At 62.7% G+C, this 16,938-nt stretch carries 18 protein-coding genes and 1 pseudogene; 11 read left to right on the top strand and 8 right to left on the bottom strand.

Annotated elements, in window-relative coordinates; translation table 11 throughout:
* Positions 1–43: 43 nt before the first annotated feature.
* On the bottom strand, positions 44–829 hold the full coding sequence (locus AC1DYW_RS08810; protein WP_184871614.1) for an IclR family transcriptional regulator: 786 nt from the start codon (positions 827–829) through the stop codon (positions 44–46).
* Positions 830–997: 168 nt separating this feature from the next.
* On the opposite strand from AC1DYW_RS08810, the gene AC1DYW_RS08805 reads away from it, so the two are divergent.
* The 9 genes and pseudogenes from AC1DYW_RS08805 to AC1DYW_RS08765 all read left to right on the top strand — a co-directional run bounded on the left by AC1DYW_RS08805 (position 998) and on the right by AC1DYW_RS08765 (position 8,324).
* Positions 998–2,317 carry an ABC transporter substrate-binding protein gene (locus AC1DYW_RS08805; RefSeq protein WP_477225855.1) on the top strand — a complete coding sequence of 440 codons (1,320 nt, stop codon included), beginning with the start codon at positions 998–1,000 and terminating at the stop codon, positions 2,315–2,317.
* Between the two features lie 162 nt (positions 2,318–2,479).
* Positions 2,480–3,376: a carbohydrate ABC transporter permease gene (locus AC1DYW_RS08800; protein WP_095080847.1), complete on the top strand. Its 897-nt coding sequence runs from the start codon at positions 2,480–2,482 to the stop codon at positions 3,374–3,376.
* Positions 3,377–3,378: 2 nt separating this feature from the next.
* Positions 3,379–4,245: a carbohydrate ABC transporter permease gene (locus tag AC1DYW_RS08795; protein WP_095080845.1), complete on the top strand. Its 867-nt coding sequence runs from the start codon at positions 3,379–3,381 to the stop codon at positions 4,243–4,245.
* A 5-nt stretch (positions 4,246–4,250) separates the two neighbouring features.
* Positions 4,251–4,982, top strand: a pseudogene (locus AC1DYW_RS08790) (ABC transporter ATP-binding protein); the annotation flags it as partial.
* A gap of 17 nt (positions 4,983–4,999) precedes the next feature.
* A complete protein-coding gene (locus tag AC1DYW_RS08785) occupies positions 5,000–5,347 on the top strand; it encodes a TOBE domain-containing protein (RefSeq protein ID WP_477225854.1) in 348 nt (115 codons plus the stop codon).
* Positions 5,348–5,351: 4 nt separating this feature from the next.
* Positions 5,352–6,464 carry a mandelate racemase/muconate lactonizing enzyme family protein gene (locus tag AC1DYW_RS08780; RefSeq protein WP_457153944.1) on the top strand — a complete coding sequence of 371 codons (1,113 nt, stop codon included), beginning with the start codon at positions 5,352–5,354 and terminating at the stop codon, positions 6,462–6,464.
* Positions 6,465–6,473: 9 nt separating this feature from the next.
* Positions 6,474–6,803, top strand: coding sequence for an L-rhamnose mutarotase (locus AC1DYW_RS08775; protein WP_457153943.1), 330 nt, complete (start codon positions 6,474–6,476; stop codon positions 6,801–6,803).
* Complete coding sequence (locus AC1DYW_RS08770; protein ID WP_457153947.1) at positions 6,799–7,872, top strand: Gfo/Idh/MocA family protein; 1,074 nt, start codon at positions 6,799–6,801, stop codon at positions 7,870–7,872. The genes AC1DYW_RS08775 and AC1DYW_RS08770 overlap by 5 nt, the downstream gene beginning before the upstream one ends.
* Complete coding sequence (locus tag AC1DYW_RS08765) at positions 7,869–8,324, top strand: MaoC/PaaZ C-terminal domain-containing protein (RefSeq protein ID WP_167391954.1); 456 nt, start codon at positions 7,869–7,871, stop codon at positions 8,322–8,324. Before AC1DYW_RS08770 ends, AC1DYW_RS08765 begins: the two co-directional genes overlap by 4 nt.
* Positions 8,325–8,410: 86 nt before the next feature.
* Here the strand turns inward: AC1DYW_RS08765 and AC1DYW_RS08760 are convergent, their stop codons facing one another.
* On the bottom strand, positions 8,411–9,841 hold the full coding sequence (locus AC1DYW_RS08760) for a DHA2 family efflux MFS transporter permease subunit (protein WP_457153942.1): 1,431 nt from the start codon (positions 9,839–9,841) through the stop codon (positions 8,411–8,413).
* 347 nt (positions 9,842–10,188) lie between these two features.
* Between AC1DYW_RS08760 and AC1DYW_RS08755 the strand changes: the two genes are divergently transcribed.
* A complete protein-coding gene (locus tag AC1DYW_RS08755; protein WP_477225853.1) occupies positions 10,189–10,524 on the top strand; it encodes a hypothetical protein in 336 nt (111 codons plus the stop codon).
* A gap of 23 nt (positions 10,525–10,547) precedes the next feature.
* Here AC1DYW_RS08755 and AC1DYW_RS08750 read toward each other — a convergent pair whose 3' ends face one another.
* The 3 genes from AC1DYW_RS08750 to AC1DYW_RS08740 are packed head-to-tail and all read right to left on the bottom strand — an operon-like array spanning position 10,548 to position 13,270.
* The gene (locus AC1DYW_RS08750; protein WP_457155144.1) at positions 10,548–11,078 is read right to left on the bottom strand and encodes a DUF5943 domain-containing protein; all 531 of its coding nucleotides are present in this window, start codon (positions 11,076–11,078) and stop codon (positions 10,548–10,550) included.
* Between the two features lie 5 nt (positions 11,079–11,083).
* Positions 11,084–12,358 carry a metal-dependent hydrolase family protein gene (locus AC1DYW_RS08745; protein ID WP_477225852.1) on the bottom strand — a complete coding sequence of 425 codons (1,275 nt, stop codon included), beginning with the start codon at positions 12,356–12,358 and terminating at the stop codon, positions 11,084–11,086.
* A gap of 27 nt (positions 12,359–12,385) precedes the next feature.
* A complete protein-coding gene (locus AC1DYW_RS08740) occupies positions 12,386–13,270 on the bottom strand; it encodes a fumarylacetoacetate hydrolase family protein (RefSeq protein WP_477225851.1) in 885 nt (294 codons plus the stop codon).
* A gap of 144 nt (positions 13,271–13,414) precedes the next feature.
* Between AC1DYW_RS08740 and AC1DYW_RS08735 the strand changes: the two genes are divergently transcribed.
* Positions 13,415–14,116 (top strand): GntR family transcriptional regulator, encoded by a 702-nt coding sequence (locus AC1DYW_RS08735; RefSeq protein WP_095080829.1) that lies wholly within the window; start codon positions 13,415–13,417, stop codon positions 14,114–14,116.
* 75 nt (positions 14,117–14,191) lie between these two features.
* Here AC1DYW_RS08735 and AC1DYW_RS08730 read toward each other — a convergent pair whose 3' ends face one another.
* The 3 genes from AC1DYW_RS08730 to AC1DYW_RS08720 are packed head-to-tail and all read right to left on the bottom strand — an operon-like array spanning position 14,192 to position 16,936.
* On the bottom strand, positions 14,192–15,238 hold the full coding sequence (locus AC1DYW_RS08730; protein WP_477225850.1) for an extracellular solute-binding protein: 1,047 nt from the start codon (positions 15,236–15,238) through the stop codon (positions 14,192–14,194).
* Positions 15,239–15,275: 37 nt separating this feature from the next.
* The gene (locus AC1DYW_RS08725) at positions 15,276–16,070 is read right to left on the bottom strand and encodes an ABC transporter permease (protein ID WP_477225849.1); all 795 of its coding nucleotides are present in this window, start codon (positions 16,068–16,070) and stop codon (positions 15,276–15,278) included.
* Positions 16,067–16,936: an ABC transporter permease gene (locus AC1DYW_RS08720; protein ID WP_477225848.1), complete on the bottom strand. Its 870-nt coding sequence runs from the start codon at positions 16,934–16,936 to the stop codon at positions 16,067–16,069. The genes AC1DYW_RS08725 and AC1DYW_RS08720 overlap by 4 nt, the downstream gene beginning before the upstream one ends.
* Positions 16,937–16,938 lie beyond the last annotated feature (2 nt).

The following is a 16,938-nucleotide window of genomic DNA, read 5'->3' as shown; positions in this document are numbered from 1 at the left end:
CGTCAGATCATCTCACGGAGGAATTCTTCATTCAAATAAGAATTCATGTCGACGATCCGACCGCCGATCCGGCCAGGTGCGACAGCTTTTCGGCCGTGACCAGCAACAGTTCGATGGTCCTGGTGATGTCAGGCGCGGAGGGCGCGTTGACGACGGTGATGTAGGGAATCGACAGTGCCGCGATCGCCTTGCCGTCGGAACTCCGCACCGGGGCCGACAGGTTGAAGACACCGGCGGTCTGCATCGAAGCCATCATCTCGTAACCACGGTCGCGGATCTGGTCGAGCCGGGCGAAGAACTCGGCCGATTGCGCGGTCTTGTCGGTGCTGCGGACGTGCTCGGAAATCATCATCTGCCGCTCTTCCTGGGAGCGGAAGGCGAGCAACACATGGCCCGAGCCGGTGTCGAACAGGCTGATGTGCGAGCCGACGCGGATCGAGATTCCCCAGTAGTTCGGTGCCTCCTGCTGGGCGATCACGACGGCGGAACCACGATCAAAAACAACGAGTTGGTTGGCCTGCTGCGATGTCTCTGCCAGCTCGCGCATCAGCGGCGTTGCGTAGGAAACCAGCCGCCGCACCGGCGCATGCAGTTGCGCCAGGCCAAACAACTTCAGCGTCAGCGAATAGCGGTCGCCATCCAGCCGGGTGACATAGCCGCGCCGCACCAGCCGGTCGAGCATGCGGTAGAATTCGTTGGGGCTGCGGTCGAGTTTCTTGGCGATTTCGGCTTGCGTCAGGCCGCCGTCCACGCCGGCCAGCAGTTCGAGGATGTCGAGCCCCTTGTCGAGCGCCGGCGCGCGATAGCGCTCGTCTTCGCTGTCATCCATGGCGCATCTCTCCAGTGAATTCGATTCTTCATATACGCAGGAACGCAGCCGACGGAAACAAATTTCGCCTTGACGTACCCGTGAATGTTTTGTTTGTATATGAATGTAGCGCTTCTTGTCATCAGACGAGTTGCGGTCGCCACTGAGGCGCACCAAGGGAGGATACCAATGAACAGATTGCTTTCCGGCGTGTCCGCCGGCGCATTGTTGCTTGCATTCGGTGCAGGCACGGCCCTTGCCGGCGACCTGCCCGGCAAGTTCGAAGGCGTCACCATCGACGCAAAGCTGATCGGCGGCCAGCAATATGAAAAACTCTATGAGCGTATCCCCGAATGGGAGAAGCTTACCGGCGCCAAGGTCAACATCCTGACCAAGAAGAACGGCTTCGACATCGACAAGGAGCTCAAGTCCGACATCGCCTCGGGCAGCACCAACTGGTGCGTCGGCTGGAACCATTCGTCCTTCGCGCCGCAGTATACGAGCCTCTACACCGATCTCAGCAAGCTCTTGCCCAAGGCAGAGATCGACGCCTTCGTGCCTTCGACGATCAAGTCGGCAACCATCGACGGCAAGCTCGAGATGCTGCCCCGCGCGCAGTTCGACGTTTCGGCGCTCTACTACCAGAAGAGCCTGTACGAGAACGCCGACAACAAGACCAAGTTCAAGGCGAAATACGGCTATGATCTGGTGCCGCCGGACACCTGGAAGGAAGTCACCGACCAGGCTGAGTTCTTCGCCAAGCCGCCCAATTTCTACGGCACCCAGTTCGCCGGCAAGGAAGAGGCGATCAATGGTCGTTTCTACGAGATGGTGGTCGCCGAAGGCGGCGAGTACCTCGACAAGGACGGCAAGCCGATCTTCAACTCCGAAGCAGGCATCAAGGCGCTCGACTGGTTCGTCAACCTCTACAAGGCCAAGGCAGTGCCGGCCGGCACGACCAACTATCTTTGGGACGACCTCGGCCAGGGCTTTGCCTCCGGAACCGTCGCCATCAACCTCGACTGGCCGGGCTGGGCAGGATTCTTCAACGATCCGAAGTCGTCGAAAGTCGCCGGCAATGTCGGCGTCAAGGTTGCGCCGAAGGGCTCCTCGGGCAAGCGCACCGGCTGGTCCGGTTTCCATGGCTTCTCGGTGACCGAGAACTGTCCCAACAAGGAGGCCGCGGCTTCCCTGGTGTGGTGGCTGACCAACGAGGACAGCCAGAAGCTCGAGGCTGCCGCAGGTCCGCTGCCGACCCGCACCGCGGTCTGGGACTGGGACCTGCAGCAAGCGGCAAACGACCCTTACAAGAAGGAGGTCCTTGCCGCCTTCCAGGAAGAAGCCAAGCACGCCTTTGCCGTGCCGCAGACGCCTGAGTGGATCGAGATCTCGAACGCCGTCTATCCCGAGCTGCAGGCGGCGATCCTCGGCGACAAGACTTCCAAGCAGGCACTGGATGAGGCCGCCGCCAAGGCGACGCAGATCCTCCAGGACGCCGGCAAGCTCTAGCGACTGCTCCCAAGACGGCCTCCCCCATCAGCGATGGGGGAGGCGATCGCGCCTTGCCGGGGCGAGTGTGCTGACCGATCCATGATAGCCTTCCGTTCCCCGGTCCGGGCCTCGACGAAGAAGGGGCACCGACAGTTGAATGCAACACCCCACAGGATCCTGATGAAGGGCTTCAAGCCATCCCCGCCATTCCTGCTGCTGCTTCCGGCTGTCATCGTGCTGGCGGCGGTTGTCGTGGTGCCGCTGCTTTTGTCGCTCTATTCCAGCTTCACGCCTTTCCGCCTGACGCGGCCCGAGACTTTCTTCGTCTTTATCGGCTTCAGGAACTATCTTTCGATCCTGTCCAACACCGATTTCTGGTGGGCGTTCGGTCGCACCGTGCTGCTGCTGACGATCGCGCTCAATCTCGAAATGCTGCTTGGCCTCGGCCTGGCGATGCTGGTCGAGAAGGCGACGCGCGGCCAGCGCATCCTGCGCACGCTGATGATGTTTCCGATGATGTTCTCGCCGATCCTGGTCGGCTTCCAATTCAAATTCATGTTCAACGACAATATCGGCCTGGTGAACAATGCCTTGCAGTCGCTTGGGCTCACGCAGGACGCCATACCGTGGCTGATCGAGAGCCATCTCGCCTTCATCGCCATTTCGATCGCCGAAATCTGGTCGTCGACCGCGATCTTCGCCATCCTGATCCTGGCCGGCCTGCTCGCCATGCCCAAGGAGCCGATCGAGGCGGCGCGCGTCGACGGCTGCACGCCATGGCAGACATTCCGTTATGTGACGTGGCCGTTCGTCATGCCCTTCGCCTACATCGCCATGACCATTCGCTCGCTCGACGTGGCGCGCGCCTATGACATCGTCAAGATCATGACCGATGGCGGACCGGCGGGCCGCACCGAGCTGTTGTGGACGCTGGTGGCGCGCACCGCCTATAGCGACGGACGCATGGGCATGGCCAATGCCATGGCCTATTTCTCGATCCTGCTGTCGATCGCCTTCACCGTCTACTTCTTCAACAAGCTCGCCGCGGCGCGCACGCAGATCGGTGCGGAGTGGTGAAGATGGACGAGAATTCTTCCGCCCGCTTGAAGCGCCGGCTCACAGGCATCGTCTACCGCATCGGCCTGTTCCTGGCGATGCTGACCATCTGCCTACCCGGTCTGTGGATCGTGTTGTCGTCGCTGCGGCCGACCGTCGAGATCATGGCCAAGCCCCCAGTGTGGATCCCGCAGGAAATCTCGTTCGACGCCTATGTCGCCATGTTCAGCGGCATCGGCAAGGGCGGCATCCCGGTGATCGAATATTTCCGCAACTCGCTGATCATCTCGGTGACGTCGACGATCATTGCGGTGGCCATCGGCATGGCCGGCGGCTATGCGTTTGCGCGCTACCGCTTCCGCGGAAAGTCGAGCGTCTTCCTCGGCCTGATGCTTACGCGGACGGTGCCAGGCATCGCACTGTCGCTGCCGCTGTTCTTCCTCTATGTGCGGCTTGGCATCATCGACACGCATTTCGGACTGATCCTTGCCTATGTCGCGCTCAACGTGCCGTTCACGATTTGGCTGATCGACGGCTTCTTCCGCCAGGTGCCGAAGGACCTCGCTGAAGCGGCGCAGATCGACGGCTGCACGCGCTGGCAGGCGTTCTGGCAGGTCGAGTTCCCGCTCGCCGGGCCGGGCATCGCGTCGGCCGCCATCTTCGCCTTCCTGACCTGCTGGAATGAATTCGCGCTGGCTTCGCAGCTGACCCGCTCGGTGAGCGCCAAGACGCTGCCGGTCGGCCTGCTCGACTACACGGCTGAGTTCACCATCGACTGGCGCGGCATGTGCGCGCTCGCCGTGGTGATGATCATTCCGGCGCTCACCCTCACCTACATCGTCCAGAAACACCTTGTCGGCGGCCTGACCTCCGGCGCGGTGAAAGGCTGACACCCATGGCAACCGTTTCCCTCACCAAGCTGACCAAGCGCTATGGCAATGTCGGGATCGTGCACGGTATCGACCTCGACATCGCCGACCGCGAATTCATCGCGCTGGTCGGCCCCTCCGGCTGCGGCAAGTCGACGACGCTGCGCATGATCGCCGGGCTGGAGGAGATCAGCGCCGGTTCGATCGAGATTGGTGGCCGCATCGTCAACGACCTGCCGCCGCGCTCGCGCAATATCTCGATGGTGTTCCAGTCGTATGCGCTCTATCCGCATATGACGGTGCGCGAGAATCTTGGCTTCTCCCTGAAGATCGCCGGTGCGGCCAAGGAAGACATGGACCGACGCGTCGCCGAGGCCTCGGCCATCCTGGGCCTCGACACGCTGCTGGACCGCCGCCCGTCGCAACTGTCCGGTGGCCAGCGGCAGCGCGTTGCCATGGGCCGCGCCATTGTGCGCGATCCCCACGTCTTCCTGTTCGACGAGCCGCTCTCCAACCTCGACGCCAAGCTGCGCACGCAGATGCGCACCGAGATCAAGAAACTGCATGCCAAGGTGCAGTCGACGGTGATCTATGTCACCCATGATCAGGTCGAGGCGATGACGCTTGCCGACCGCATCGTCATCATGCGCGACGGCCATATCGAACAGGTCGGCACGCCCGACGAGGTTTTCCGGCGGCCGGCGACGCGCTTCGTTGCCGGCTTCATCGGCTCGCCACCGATGAACCTGCACGAACCACGATCGATGACAGCCAGATGGTTTTCGCCAGCGGCGAAAAACTGCCGCTGCCCGACCAGTTCAAGTCCAATGTTGCCACCGGCGAGAAGGTCGTGTTCGGGCTGCGGCCGGACGACATCTATCCGACCGGCCATGGCATCAGTTCCGGCGGCGCCGCCGACGTCCACCAGATCGAGCTGCCGATCACCGTCACCGAACCGCTCGGCAACGAGACGCTGGTGTTCGTCGAATTCAACGGCACTGACTGGGTGTCGCGCATGCTGAACCCGAGGCCGCTGAAATCGGGCGAGCGGATCGCCATGAGTTTCGACATGTCGCAGGCACATCTGTTTGCCGCCGACACCGGGAAGACATTGCGGAGCTGACGACATGGCCAGAATCGAGAAAGTCGAACTGCGGATGGTGGACCTTGTTCCCAAGGTCAAGCGCACCGACGCAATCCAGAGCTTCGTCAGCCAGGAAACGCCCATCGTGACGATCACCGATTCCGACGGCGCGGTCGGCACCGGTTACAGCTATACGATCGGGACCGGCGGCTCGTCGGTGATGCGGCTCTTGTCCGACCATCTGGCACCGCGCCTGATCGGCCGCGACCCCGACATGATCGAGGCGATCTGGCACGATCTCGAATTTGCCACCCACGCCACCACGATCGGCGCGATCACCGCCATCGCGATCGCTGCGATCGATACGGCGCTGTGGGACCTGCGGGCGAAAAAGCAGAACCTGCCGCTGTGGAAGCTGGCCGGCGGCGCCAAGGACCGCTGCCCGCTCTACACGACCGAAGGCGGCTGGCTGCACATCGAGACTCAGGCGCTGGTCGACGATGCGCTGGCCGCCAAGGCCAAGGGCTTTCGCGGCTCAAAAGTGAAGATCGGCAGGCCGCACGGGTCGGAGGATCTTGCCCGCCTCTCGGCGGTGCGCAAGGCGGTGGGCGACGGCTACGAGATCATGACCGACGCCAATCAGGGGTTCTCTGTCGACGAAGCGATCCGGCGCGCGGCCAGGCTGCGCGAGCTCGACCTCGCCTGGATCGAAGAGCCGCTGCCGGCCGACGATATCGACGGGCATGTGCGGTTGTCGAATTCAACGCCGACGCCGATCGCCATCGGCGAGTCGCTCTATTCCATCCGCCATTTCCGCGAATACATGCAAAAAGGCGCCTGCTCGATCGTCCAGGTCGATGTCGGCCGCATCGGCGGCATCACGCCCTGGCTCAAGATCGCCCATGCAGCGGAGGCCTTCGACATTCCGGTCTGCCCGCATTTCCTGATGGAACTGCATGTCAGCCTGGCCTGCGCAGTTCAGAACGGCCGCTATGTCGAGTACATTCCGCAGCTCGACCAGTTGACCGGCAAGCATATGCGCATCGAGGATGGCCAGGCGCTGGCGCCCCACGAACCGGGCATCGGCATCGATTGGGACTGGGACGCGGTCAAGGCCATGAGCATCGCCGAATTCACCACGGCGATCACCGGATAGGAGACTGATATGCAGCGGATGGGGATGGTTCTGGGGCTGAAGCCGGAAAAGGTCGAGGAGTATGTCCGCCTTCACGCTACTGTCTGGCCGGACGTGCTGACCATGATCTCGGCCTGCAACATCAAGAACTACTCGATCTACCTGAAGCGGCCGGAGAACCTGCTGTTCAGCACGTTCGAATATCACGGCACCGACTACGCGGCCGACATGGCCAAGATGGCAGCCGACCCGAGGACGCAGGAATGGTGGGCGGTCTGCATGCCTTGCCAGGAACCGCTGGCGACGCGCGGGGAAGGCGAATGGTGGGCAGCGATGGACGAGGTCTTCCATCATGATTGAAGGCGGTTTCGACCCTGCCTCACTCGCCCAGTCCTGGCCCAAACCTTCGACGCCCCGGCCGATCGTCACCTTCGGGGCCGGGTCGATCGTCGGCGACGCGCATTTCCCGGCCTACAGGAAGGCCGGCTTCCCGATCGCCGGGCTTTACGATCCCGATCATGCTCGAGCTGAAAAACTAGCCACCCAATGGGGTGTGACAGCCTTTCGTTCCGCCGAGGAGGCTGCAGCCGTCAAGGGCGCGATCTTCGACCTCGCGACACCGCCGTCGCGCCATGCCGATGTGCTGAAATCCTTGCCTGACGGCGCGGTGGCGCTGATCCAGAAGCCAATGGGCAGCAACCTCACTGAAGCAACCACGATCCTCGAAATCTGCCGCGCCAAAAAGCTTCAGGCAGCGGTGAACTTCCAGCTGCGCTTCGCGCCGATGATGCTGGCGCTCAAGGACGCGATCGCCAAGGGCTGGCTCGGCGAGATCGTCGACTTCGACGCCTGGCTGGCGCTGGCGACACCGTGGGAACTGTGGGAATTCCTGCTCAAGGCGCCACGCGTCGAGATCGCCATGCATTCGATCCACTATCTCGACCTGATCCGGCAGTTGCTCGGTGACCCCCGAGGCGTGCACGCCAAGACGCTCGGCCATCCCAACCATGCGGTGGCGCAGACGCGCACCAGCGCCATTCTCGACTATGGCAACACGGTGCGCTGCGCGCTGTCGATCAACCATGACCACAAGTTCGGCCGCCGGCACCAGGCCTGCGAGTTCCGCATCTGCGGCACCGAGGGCGCGGCCTATCTCAAACTCGGCCTCAACCTCGACTATCCGCGCGGTGAACCGGATGTGCTGGAAATCTACCCCAAAGGCGGGACGGACTGGGTCGCGGTGCCCTTGGCCGGCGAGTGGTTTCCCGATGCCTTCGTCGGCCGCATGGCCAATGTCCAGCGTTCTGCAGCCGGCGAAGATGCGAAGCTGATCAGTCCGGTCGAGGATGCCTGGAGCACGATGGCGCTGGTCGAGGCGGCCTATCAATCGAGTGCGGCACCGGCGACACCGATCGCGGAAAGACCCTGATGGAACAGATCCAGTATTTCGAGGACTACGAGATCGGAGCGTCGCGCCTCACCAGCGGCCGCACCATCACCGAAACCGACTTTGTCGTCCATGCCGGCCACACCGGCGATTTCTTCCCGCATCACATGGACGCCGAGTTCATGAAGACGACGCCATTCGGCCAGCGCATCGCGCATGGCACGCTGGTGTTCTCGATCGGCATCGGGCTGACGGCGACCGTCGTCAATCCTGTCGCCTTTTCCTATGGTTACGACCGGCTGCGCTTCATCAAGCCGGTGTTCATCGGCGACACGATCCGGACGCGCACCACCATCGCGGCCAAGGAAGACGATCCCAAGCGGCCGGCTTCGGGACGGGTCATCGAGCGCTGCGAAGTGATCAACCAGCGCGGCGAAGTGGTGCTGGCGGCCGACCACATCTACATCGTCGAACGCAAGCCGGCGGAGAGCTGAAGTTCAGGGCACCTAACGATGGTTCCCTATGTGGATGCAAGTATGCCCGTATACGCGCGCGATGCTAGGCCATAACTTTCGTCGCCCTATTTGCGAGAATTGTCCTTGCGAACGTGGCCGCTGACCTGCACGCCGTCCTCGGCGCGCAGATACAGGAAGCCGGGAATGGACAGCAGCGGGATGATCGCGGTCAGCAGGAACACCTGATGAAAGCGCCCCGGTGTCACGATGTGGGTTTCCCCGGCAACCAGACCCAGCACCATGGCGGCGATTGAAACGCCGAGCGAAACGCTGAGCTGCTGCAGGACGCCGCCGAGGCTGGTGGCGCGGCTCAATTTGTCCGCCGGCAGGTCGGCGTAGGACAGCGTGTTGGAGGTCATGAACTGCGCCGACCGGATGATGCCGAACACGAAGACGTAGAGGCCGATCATCCAGTGTGGCGTGTCGACGCCGATCAGGGCGAAGCCCGCCACAGCGGCGGAGCCGACAAGCGCACTGCCGATCAGCACGACATTGAAACCGAAGCGCCGCAACAGCGGCGACAGCAGCGGCCGAATGAGCAAGGCGCCGAAGCTGCCGACGAATGTCAGCGAGCCGGAGGTAACCGGGCTCATGCCAAAGCCGACCTGCAGCATCAGCGGCAACAGGAACGGCACGCCGTTGAGGCCGACACGGCACAAGCCGCCGGCCAGCGTACCGACCCAGAACGAGCGAAACCGAAACAGCGTCAGGTCAACTGCCGGCGCGACGACGCGGCGCGCATAGCGCCCGAACGCGAGCAGCAGCAGGACCGCCGCTGCCAGCACCAGCACTGTCGCCGAGACAGGGATGATCGGCCGGCCGATGCTTTCCAGCCCGAATTGCAGCAGTGCGACGCCGCATCCCACCATCAGGAATCCGGCGAAGTCGAAACGTTGCACCGCTTCCTCATGGAAATCGTCGACAAAGCGCAGCGCAGCGGCAATGCCAAGGCAGCCGAACGGCACGTTGACATAGAATATCCAGCGCCACGAGGCATATGTGGTCAACAGGCCGCCGAGCAGCGGCCCGATGACAGGTCCCATGATGGCGGGCAAGGTCATGTACGTCATGGCGGTGATCAAGCCGCTGCGCGGAAAGCTGCGCAGCAGGATCAGCCGCCCGACGGGCGTCATCATGGCACCGCCCAGCCCCTGCAGCGCGCGCATCGCCAGCAGCATGCCGAAACTGCTGGCGATGCCGCACAGCGCCGAACCAAGGGTGAAGGTGAAAAGCGCCAGCGCGAATACTCTTCGTGCGCCGAACCTGTCCGCGAACCAGCCGCTGACGGGGATGAACACGGCCAAGGTCAGGATGTAGGTGGTGATCGCCAGGTTCAGCCTGACCGGTGTCGTGTCGAGGCTGCGCGCGATGGCCGGGATCGCGGTGGTGATGATGGTGGAATCGAGCTGCTCCATCAGAAACGCGATGGCGACGATGATCGGAATGATTAGCCTCAACCTCGGGTCGCGCTCGGTGGCAAATTGAGGCTGTTCCAATGCTGTGGCCAATTCCGTCATGCAGGCGGCTATATGTTGCAGCCCAAGCTGGCGCATCCGCGTTCAAAGGCAAGATTGCCTTGTGCGCGCCAGCCAGCCGAGACCTGACCGCACGGCCTGTCTTATGGTCCGACAAAAAGGCAAGCGGTAGTCAATTTGGGCTTGATGGAGGTCAACAAATCTTGACCGCGGCTATCCCTGCGAGGACATTGGCAAACGGCCGTTGCGTGGAGTTTTCCGGTTCATTTGCGTTTCAGCGAATGTCGTCCCGATTTCGTGAAGGAACGTGTCGAGTGAGAGGTCGTTTTCCTCCCCATGTATGTCTCGCATGAACAGGAGGCATCCTCATGAAAAGGCAAATAGCATTCATCACTTCCATCGTACTGGCGTTGGCCACGAGCGCGATCCCGTTGACCACCGACGCCAATGCCGCGGTCGTGAGGCACCATAGTGTCCACCACACTGCTGCCCATCACGGTGGCGCGCATCGACACGCTGTGCGTGGTGGACATGGGCACCGCGGCGGGTGGGTCAGCGGCGGTTGGACCGGCGACGATCGGGTCGGCGATGATGGCTGGATAGACGGCTACTACAATGGCTACGGCAGTTACGACGGCTACGCCGGCGACTATTGCGGAACCATCCAATGGACGCTCGACCTGTGCGGCCCCCACGGTCCCTGACCCTCATCCGGCCGTAGCGCGCCTCAGGCAGGACGCCTTTCCGCGAAGTCGAACCGGCAATGGTCGTGCCGGCCATCACAGGCGCAGTATGTCTCCTCGCATTCGACTTGCGTCGGTGCCGCAAGACCGAGCAGGAACGAGAAGGCGCCGGTGACAAAACCCTCGAACATGTAGCAGACGCGCTGGCCTGGCCCCTGCCCGGCCTCCAGCGCGAAGATCGAATTCCTCAGGCTGATGCTGCCGAAGCGCCCGCCCACATCCAGCGTGTCGATCGAGAACTGGCCCCAGCCGCGCTGCGACAGGCGCTGGAAATAATGGCGGAACGTCGCCTCCGGATCGAGGCCCTTGCCCTGCACCTGCGCCTCGCACCATTCGATGGCGGACTTTGCCGTCGCGGTGCGCAGGATGGCGCGATAGGCGTCGCGCCCGAGGGCTGCCTCGACCGCGAGATGATTGTTAACCAGGAAGTGCCTGGGCAGGTAGACCATGGGCAGCCCGTCGGTCCGCCAGATGCCGCTTGTCTCGTCGACATCGATCGGAACCGCGGGCTGCATGATGCCTACGCTGCTTGGCGCTGCGCGGCGACCGAGGCCGACTGGTCCTTGTAGAGCTCGCCGTCCTTCATGATGACGACAAGGTTCTTCTCATGCACCATCATGTCGAGGTCCTTCAGTGGGTCGCCATTGACCAGCAGCAGGTCGGCGATGAAGCCTTCCTTGACCATGCCGAGCTCGTCGCCGAGCCCCATCACCTGGCCGCCGAGCCGCGTGCCGCATTGCAGCGCCTCGCTCGGCGAATAGCCGAGCAGGTCGACGAAATGCTTGAGGTCGCGCGCGTTGGTGCCTTGCGGCGTCTGCGCGAAACCATAGTCGCCACCGATCAGTGCGCGCACGCCGCGCTTGCGCAATTCGGTGTATACCTTGCGGCTGTCGTCGAGGATGCGCTGCATGCCGAACTTGACCGCCATCTCGTGGGTGAAGCCGAAGGGCTCGCCCTCGTAGAGTGTGCCGTAGATGATGCCGATGGCCGGGCCGACGAAGATGCGGTCCTTGGCCGATTCCAGCGCATCGAGCGCTTCCTCGTCGGCGGATTCGCAGTGATAGATGACGTCGACGCCGCACTTCACCGCGCGCTTCACCGAACCTGCGGCGCGGGCATGGCAGTTGATCTTCTTGCCGAAGTCGCGCGCCACCGACACCGCCGTCATCACTTCGGCTTCGCTCATCACGGTCAGGCCGCCATGCGCCGCGGGGCTCAGATCATCGCCGGAAATGTTGATCTTGATGTTGTCGGCGCCTTCGCGGCAGCACAGGCGCACCGCCTTGGTGATCTCCTCGACGCCGTCGGCGATCATGCCGAAGCTCTCGTGATACATGTGCTGCTGGCGCTCGTCGCCGAGGCCGCCGGTTACGGTGATTTCCGGACTGCCGGCGCGCATGCGCGGTCCCGGCAAGCGGCCGGCATTGATTTCGTTGCGGATGACGATGTCTAGCCTGAGCTTCGAGGTCGCGGCGCTGTAGGCGCTGGTGAAGCCATGGTCGAGCAATGTCTTGGCATTGCGCATGGTCAGCAGAAGATGCTCCTCTGGCGGAATCAGGCCAAGGTCGGAATCCTTGATCGCGCCGCCGAAGGAGATGTGGGCGTGGCCTTCGACAAGGCCCGGCATCAGCGTCATGCCGCGGCATTCGATCGTCGTCGCGCTGTCACCGGACAATTGGCCGGGCGTGCGCGCAATGGTGACGATGCGGCCATTCTCGACCAGCAGATCGGCTGGAAAGGCATCGGCGCCGGTGCCATCCCAAATCATGGCATTTCGAAACATCACTCTTGTCATGACATCGTCCTTTCGGAGTTGGCGGGGTTATTGGTTGACGGCTTGCGCAGTAATGACGTCGTCGGCAACGACATTGGACAGGATGCCGACGTCTTCCAATTCCACTTCGCAGACGTCGCCATGTTTCATGAACAGCTGCGGCTTGCGCGCCATGCCGACGCCGGACGGCGTGCCGGTGACGAGGATATCGCCCGGCTCGAGTGTGATCGCTTCACTGATGATCGAGATCAGCGAGGCGACATCGAAGATCATGTCGCTGGTCGAGGCGTTCTGGACGACCTCGCCGTTGAGGCGCGTCTGGATGCGCAGCCCCTTGCCGCCCGGCGGCAATTCGTCTGCCGTCACGAAGATCGGCCCGAAGGAGCCAGTGCCGTCGAAATTCTTGCCGACGGTCCACTGCGGCGACTTGGTCTGGAAGTCGCGGATCGAGGCGTCGTTGAAGATGGAGTAGCCGGCGACATGGCTCAGTGCCTTGCCAGGGGCAATGTGGCGGCCGGCCTTGCCGATGATCGCCACCATCTCGCCCTCGTAGTCGAGCTGGATCGAGGCCTCCGGACGGCGGATGGCCGCGCCATGCCCGATCAGGCTGGTCGAGAAGCGGGCGAACAAGGTCGGATAATTCGGCGGCACGAAGCCGCTCTCGATTGAATGGTCGACATAGTTGAGGCCGACGCAGATGATCTTGCCCGGTGCCGATAGCGGCGGCAGCCACTCGACCGCTTGAGGATCGATCCGCCGTCCGCTGGCCAGCCGCTCGCCTGCCGCCTGCAGCGCCTGCGTGCCCTCGGCGATGAGTTCCTCCAGTCGTCCGGGAAACATCGCATCGCTTTCGTCGATGCCGCGGAACTCACCTGCCGACAATGCGATTGCCAGTCCGGGTCCCCGCGGCGATTTATAGGCTGCAAATCGCACTGGCCACATCCTCGCTTGTGAAGGCTGGACTTTGTTCAGAAATTATATATCTGTCAACATAGAATATATTATTTTGCATTCTGATTCCTGCCTGGGATAATGTATGAGGGCATTCGATGGACAGATTCGGCCGCGGGCGAACCAATGGCTAGGGAAGGCTCGATCAATCTCACCCAGGGCGCGTATGAGGATTTGCGCGCCGACCTTTTGTCGTGCCGCATCGCACCGGGCAGCCGGCTCAAGGTGCAGGAACTGTGCGACAGGCTGTCCGTCAGCCTCGGCGCCATCCGCGAGGCGCTGTCGCGGCTGACGTCCGAGGGCCTTGTCGTGGCCGAACCGCAACGCGGCTTCCGCGCCGCGCCGATCTCGGCCGAGGATCTGGTCGACCTCACCAAGACGCGCATCCAGATCGAAACGCTGTGCATCCGCCGCGCCATCGAGGTCGGCGACGTCGCCTGGGAATCGCAGCTGGTCGCGGCCCTGCACCGGCTGTCGCGAACGCCAGAGCACACACCGGACCATCCGGTGCATTCGAGCGACGAATGGGCGACCGCGCATGCGGCCTTCCACAAGGCGCTGGTTGGCGGCTGCGACAGCCGCTGGCTGCTGCGCCTGCGCGACCAGCTTTACGACCAGAGCGAGCGCTACCGCCGCCGTTCGGTCTCGCTGGCACCCAATGCCCGCAACATCAGCAAGGAACATCAGGACCTCGCCAATGCCGTGCTCGACCGCAATGCCGAGAAGGCAGCCGAATTGCTGGCGGCGCATCTGGCAGTGACCACCGACATCCTGCTGGCGGCCGAAGCCGATGACCTGCCGGCGCGCGAGAAAATTGTGCGGGCGTAGCGATTCACTTTCGAGGTCCTCGGACAGGAGGCAAAACGCCGCCCGTTCGCACGGGCGGCGTTTTGCGTCATCAGCCTATTGGCGCAGATTGGTCCAGATACGATCGTAGGCGCGGATCGCCTTCTCGTCGCATGACGGCGCAAACGAGATTTTCAGATCGGCCGGCGGGTTGAACTCCGGCGAGCCGCCAATATCCGCCGCCAGGTATTTGTTGGAACCAGCGATCGCGCTCTGGTAGCCGGTGTATTTCTGCTGCAGCGCGATGTTTTCGGGATCCATCAGGAAGTTGAGGAACTTCTTGGCGTTGTCGACATTGGGCGCGGTCGAGGGAACGGCGACATTGTCCATCCAGCCGACAACACCTTCCTTGGGATAGACATACTTGACCGTCGACTTCTGCTGGCGTGTCGCCAGCGCCTTGCCCGACCACTGCTCGTGCATGACCGTCTCGCCGGCGACCTGGCGCTCGACGATGCCATCGGAATTGTAAACCTTGACGAAGGGCTTTTGCGCCTCGAGCAAGGCATCGAGTTCCTTCAGGTCCGCCGGATTGCTGTTGCACTGATCCTTGCCGAGATACACCAGCGCCAGCGACATCACCTCGGTCGGCGAGCCGAACATGCCGACCTTGCCCTTGAGTTCCGCCGGCGGATCGAAGAGCGGCTTCAGGCTGTCGGTCGGCCCTTTGTAGACGGCGGTGTCGACCGAATAGGACGTGGTGCCCCATACCCATGGCACGGTGTATTTCGCATCCGGATCCCAGGACCGGTGCTGCCATTTCGGATCGACGTTCTTGAAGTTCGGCATCGCCCCCGCATCGACTTCCTGGAACAGCTTCTGCTTGACGAAGATCGGCACGAAGTCGTTGCTGATGATCATCACGTCGTAGCCGGCGGCGCCCGAGCTCAACTTGGCGAGCGCGGTCTCGTTCGAATCGTAGGTGTCGATGGTAACCTTGATGCCGGTCTCCGCCTCGAACTTCTTGATCATTTCGTCCGATGTGTAGTCGGTCCAGTTGTAGATGTGCAGTTCGCCGGAATCGGCGAGTGCCGTGGTGGTGATGGCCCCCATGATGGCGGTGGCCAAAGCTATTCCTGAAAGTCCTTCTTTCCATTTGGTCACGGTCGTTCTCCTCTGGTTTTCTTATTTCTAGGCAAGCTTATTTGCGTCGTCCGACGAGCAGGGCCGCCGCAACGAAGACGATGGAAACGGCAAGAAGGATGGTGGAGATGGCGTTGACCTCAGGCGTCACGCCAAGCCGCATCATGCCGTAGATGTAGACCGGCAAGGTGGTCGAGCCGGCGCTCGACACCATCATCGAGATCAGGAAATCATCGAGCGAGACTACGAAGGCCATGATGGCGCCGGCCGAGATCGCCGGGATCAGCAAGGGCAGCGTGACGCGGCGAAACAGCCGCCATTCGTCGGCATAGAGGTCGCGGCCAGCCTCCTCCAGCGTGCCGCCCATGTCGCGCAGCCGCGCCTGGATCGGCAGCAGCGCGAACGGAATGCAAAAGACGGTGTGGGCGATCATCAGGTTGATGAGCCCGTGATGCATCCCGAGCCCGGAGAAGAAGATCAGCGTGGTGATCGCCACGACGATCTCCGGCACCACCAGCGGCATCGCGATCAGCGCCGTTGCCGCACTCCGCCCGAAGCGCAGCCGGCCGCGTTCCAGCGCCAACGCGCCGGCCGTGGCGATGGCCGTCGAGGCGATGGTGGCGACGATCGCGATGATGACGCTGTTAAAGGCAGCGTCGCGGATCGAGCCGTTGTTGGCGACCGCGACGAACCATTTGAAACTGAAGCCGGCCCACACGGTGACCAGCCGGCTCGAGTTGAAGGCATAGATCACCAGGATCAGCAGCGGCGCGTAGAAGAAGAGGAATATGAGAGCGGTGTAGGCCGACAGGCCGGGCGTTTGCCGCCAGTCGAAGGGTTTTACGCTATTCATCGCCGCTCCTCCTGTGCCTTGCGCGAACGGATGACGAAGACGGTCAGCACGACGACCGTCACCACGGTCGAGAGTGCTGCCCCAAACGGCCAGTTGCGCGACGAGGTGAACTGCATCTGGATCAGACTGCCGATCAAAAGCTTCTTGCCGCCGCCAAGCAGGTCGGGCGCCAAGAACGAGCCGAGCGCCGGCGCGAAGACAAGCGTGGCGCCGGCCAGCGCGCCGGGTCTCGCCAGCGGCCAGACGATGCGGCGGAAGACCGCGGCGCGGCTGGCGTAGAGATCGTGCGCGGCCTCGATCAGACGCGGGTCGATGCGCTCCAGCGTCGAGTAGATCGGCAGCACCATGAAGGGCAGGAAGGTGTAGACGAGGCCGAGCAGGATCGACCCGTCATTGTAGAGCAGCGGCAGCGGATCGGAGATGATCCCGGCATGACGCAAGGCACCATTCGCCAGGCCTTCGTCGCGCAGGATGAGGATCCAGCAATAGGTGCGGATCAACGTGTTGATCCAGAACGGCAGCGTGACGGCAAACAGCAGGACCCGGCGGCGCTCCGGTGTCTGGCAGACGATGTACCAGGCAACCGGCAGGCCAAGCACCAGGCAGATGAGGGTCGTGGCAATGGCGAGGTAGATCGAACGCAGGATGATCAGCGCATAGCTCGGCGAAAACACCAGGCTGTCGTCGAAGTCGCGCTGGTACAGGAACTGGAGATAGGCGTCGAATGTCGCCGGCGCCGTGACGCCGCCATAGGGGTTGGCGGTCATGAACGAATAGGCGACCGCAAGGAACAGCGGCAGCACCATGAAAATGCCGATGACCAGCATGGCGGGTGCAATCAGCAGGTAGGTGCGGTTCGGACCCATCG

Source organism: Mesorhizobium sp. P2_D5, assembly GCF_056404355.1.
This window is presented reverse-complemented; position numbering and strand designations above follow the sequence as displayed.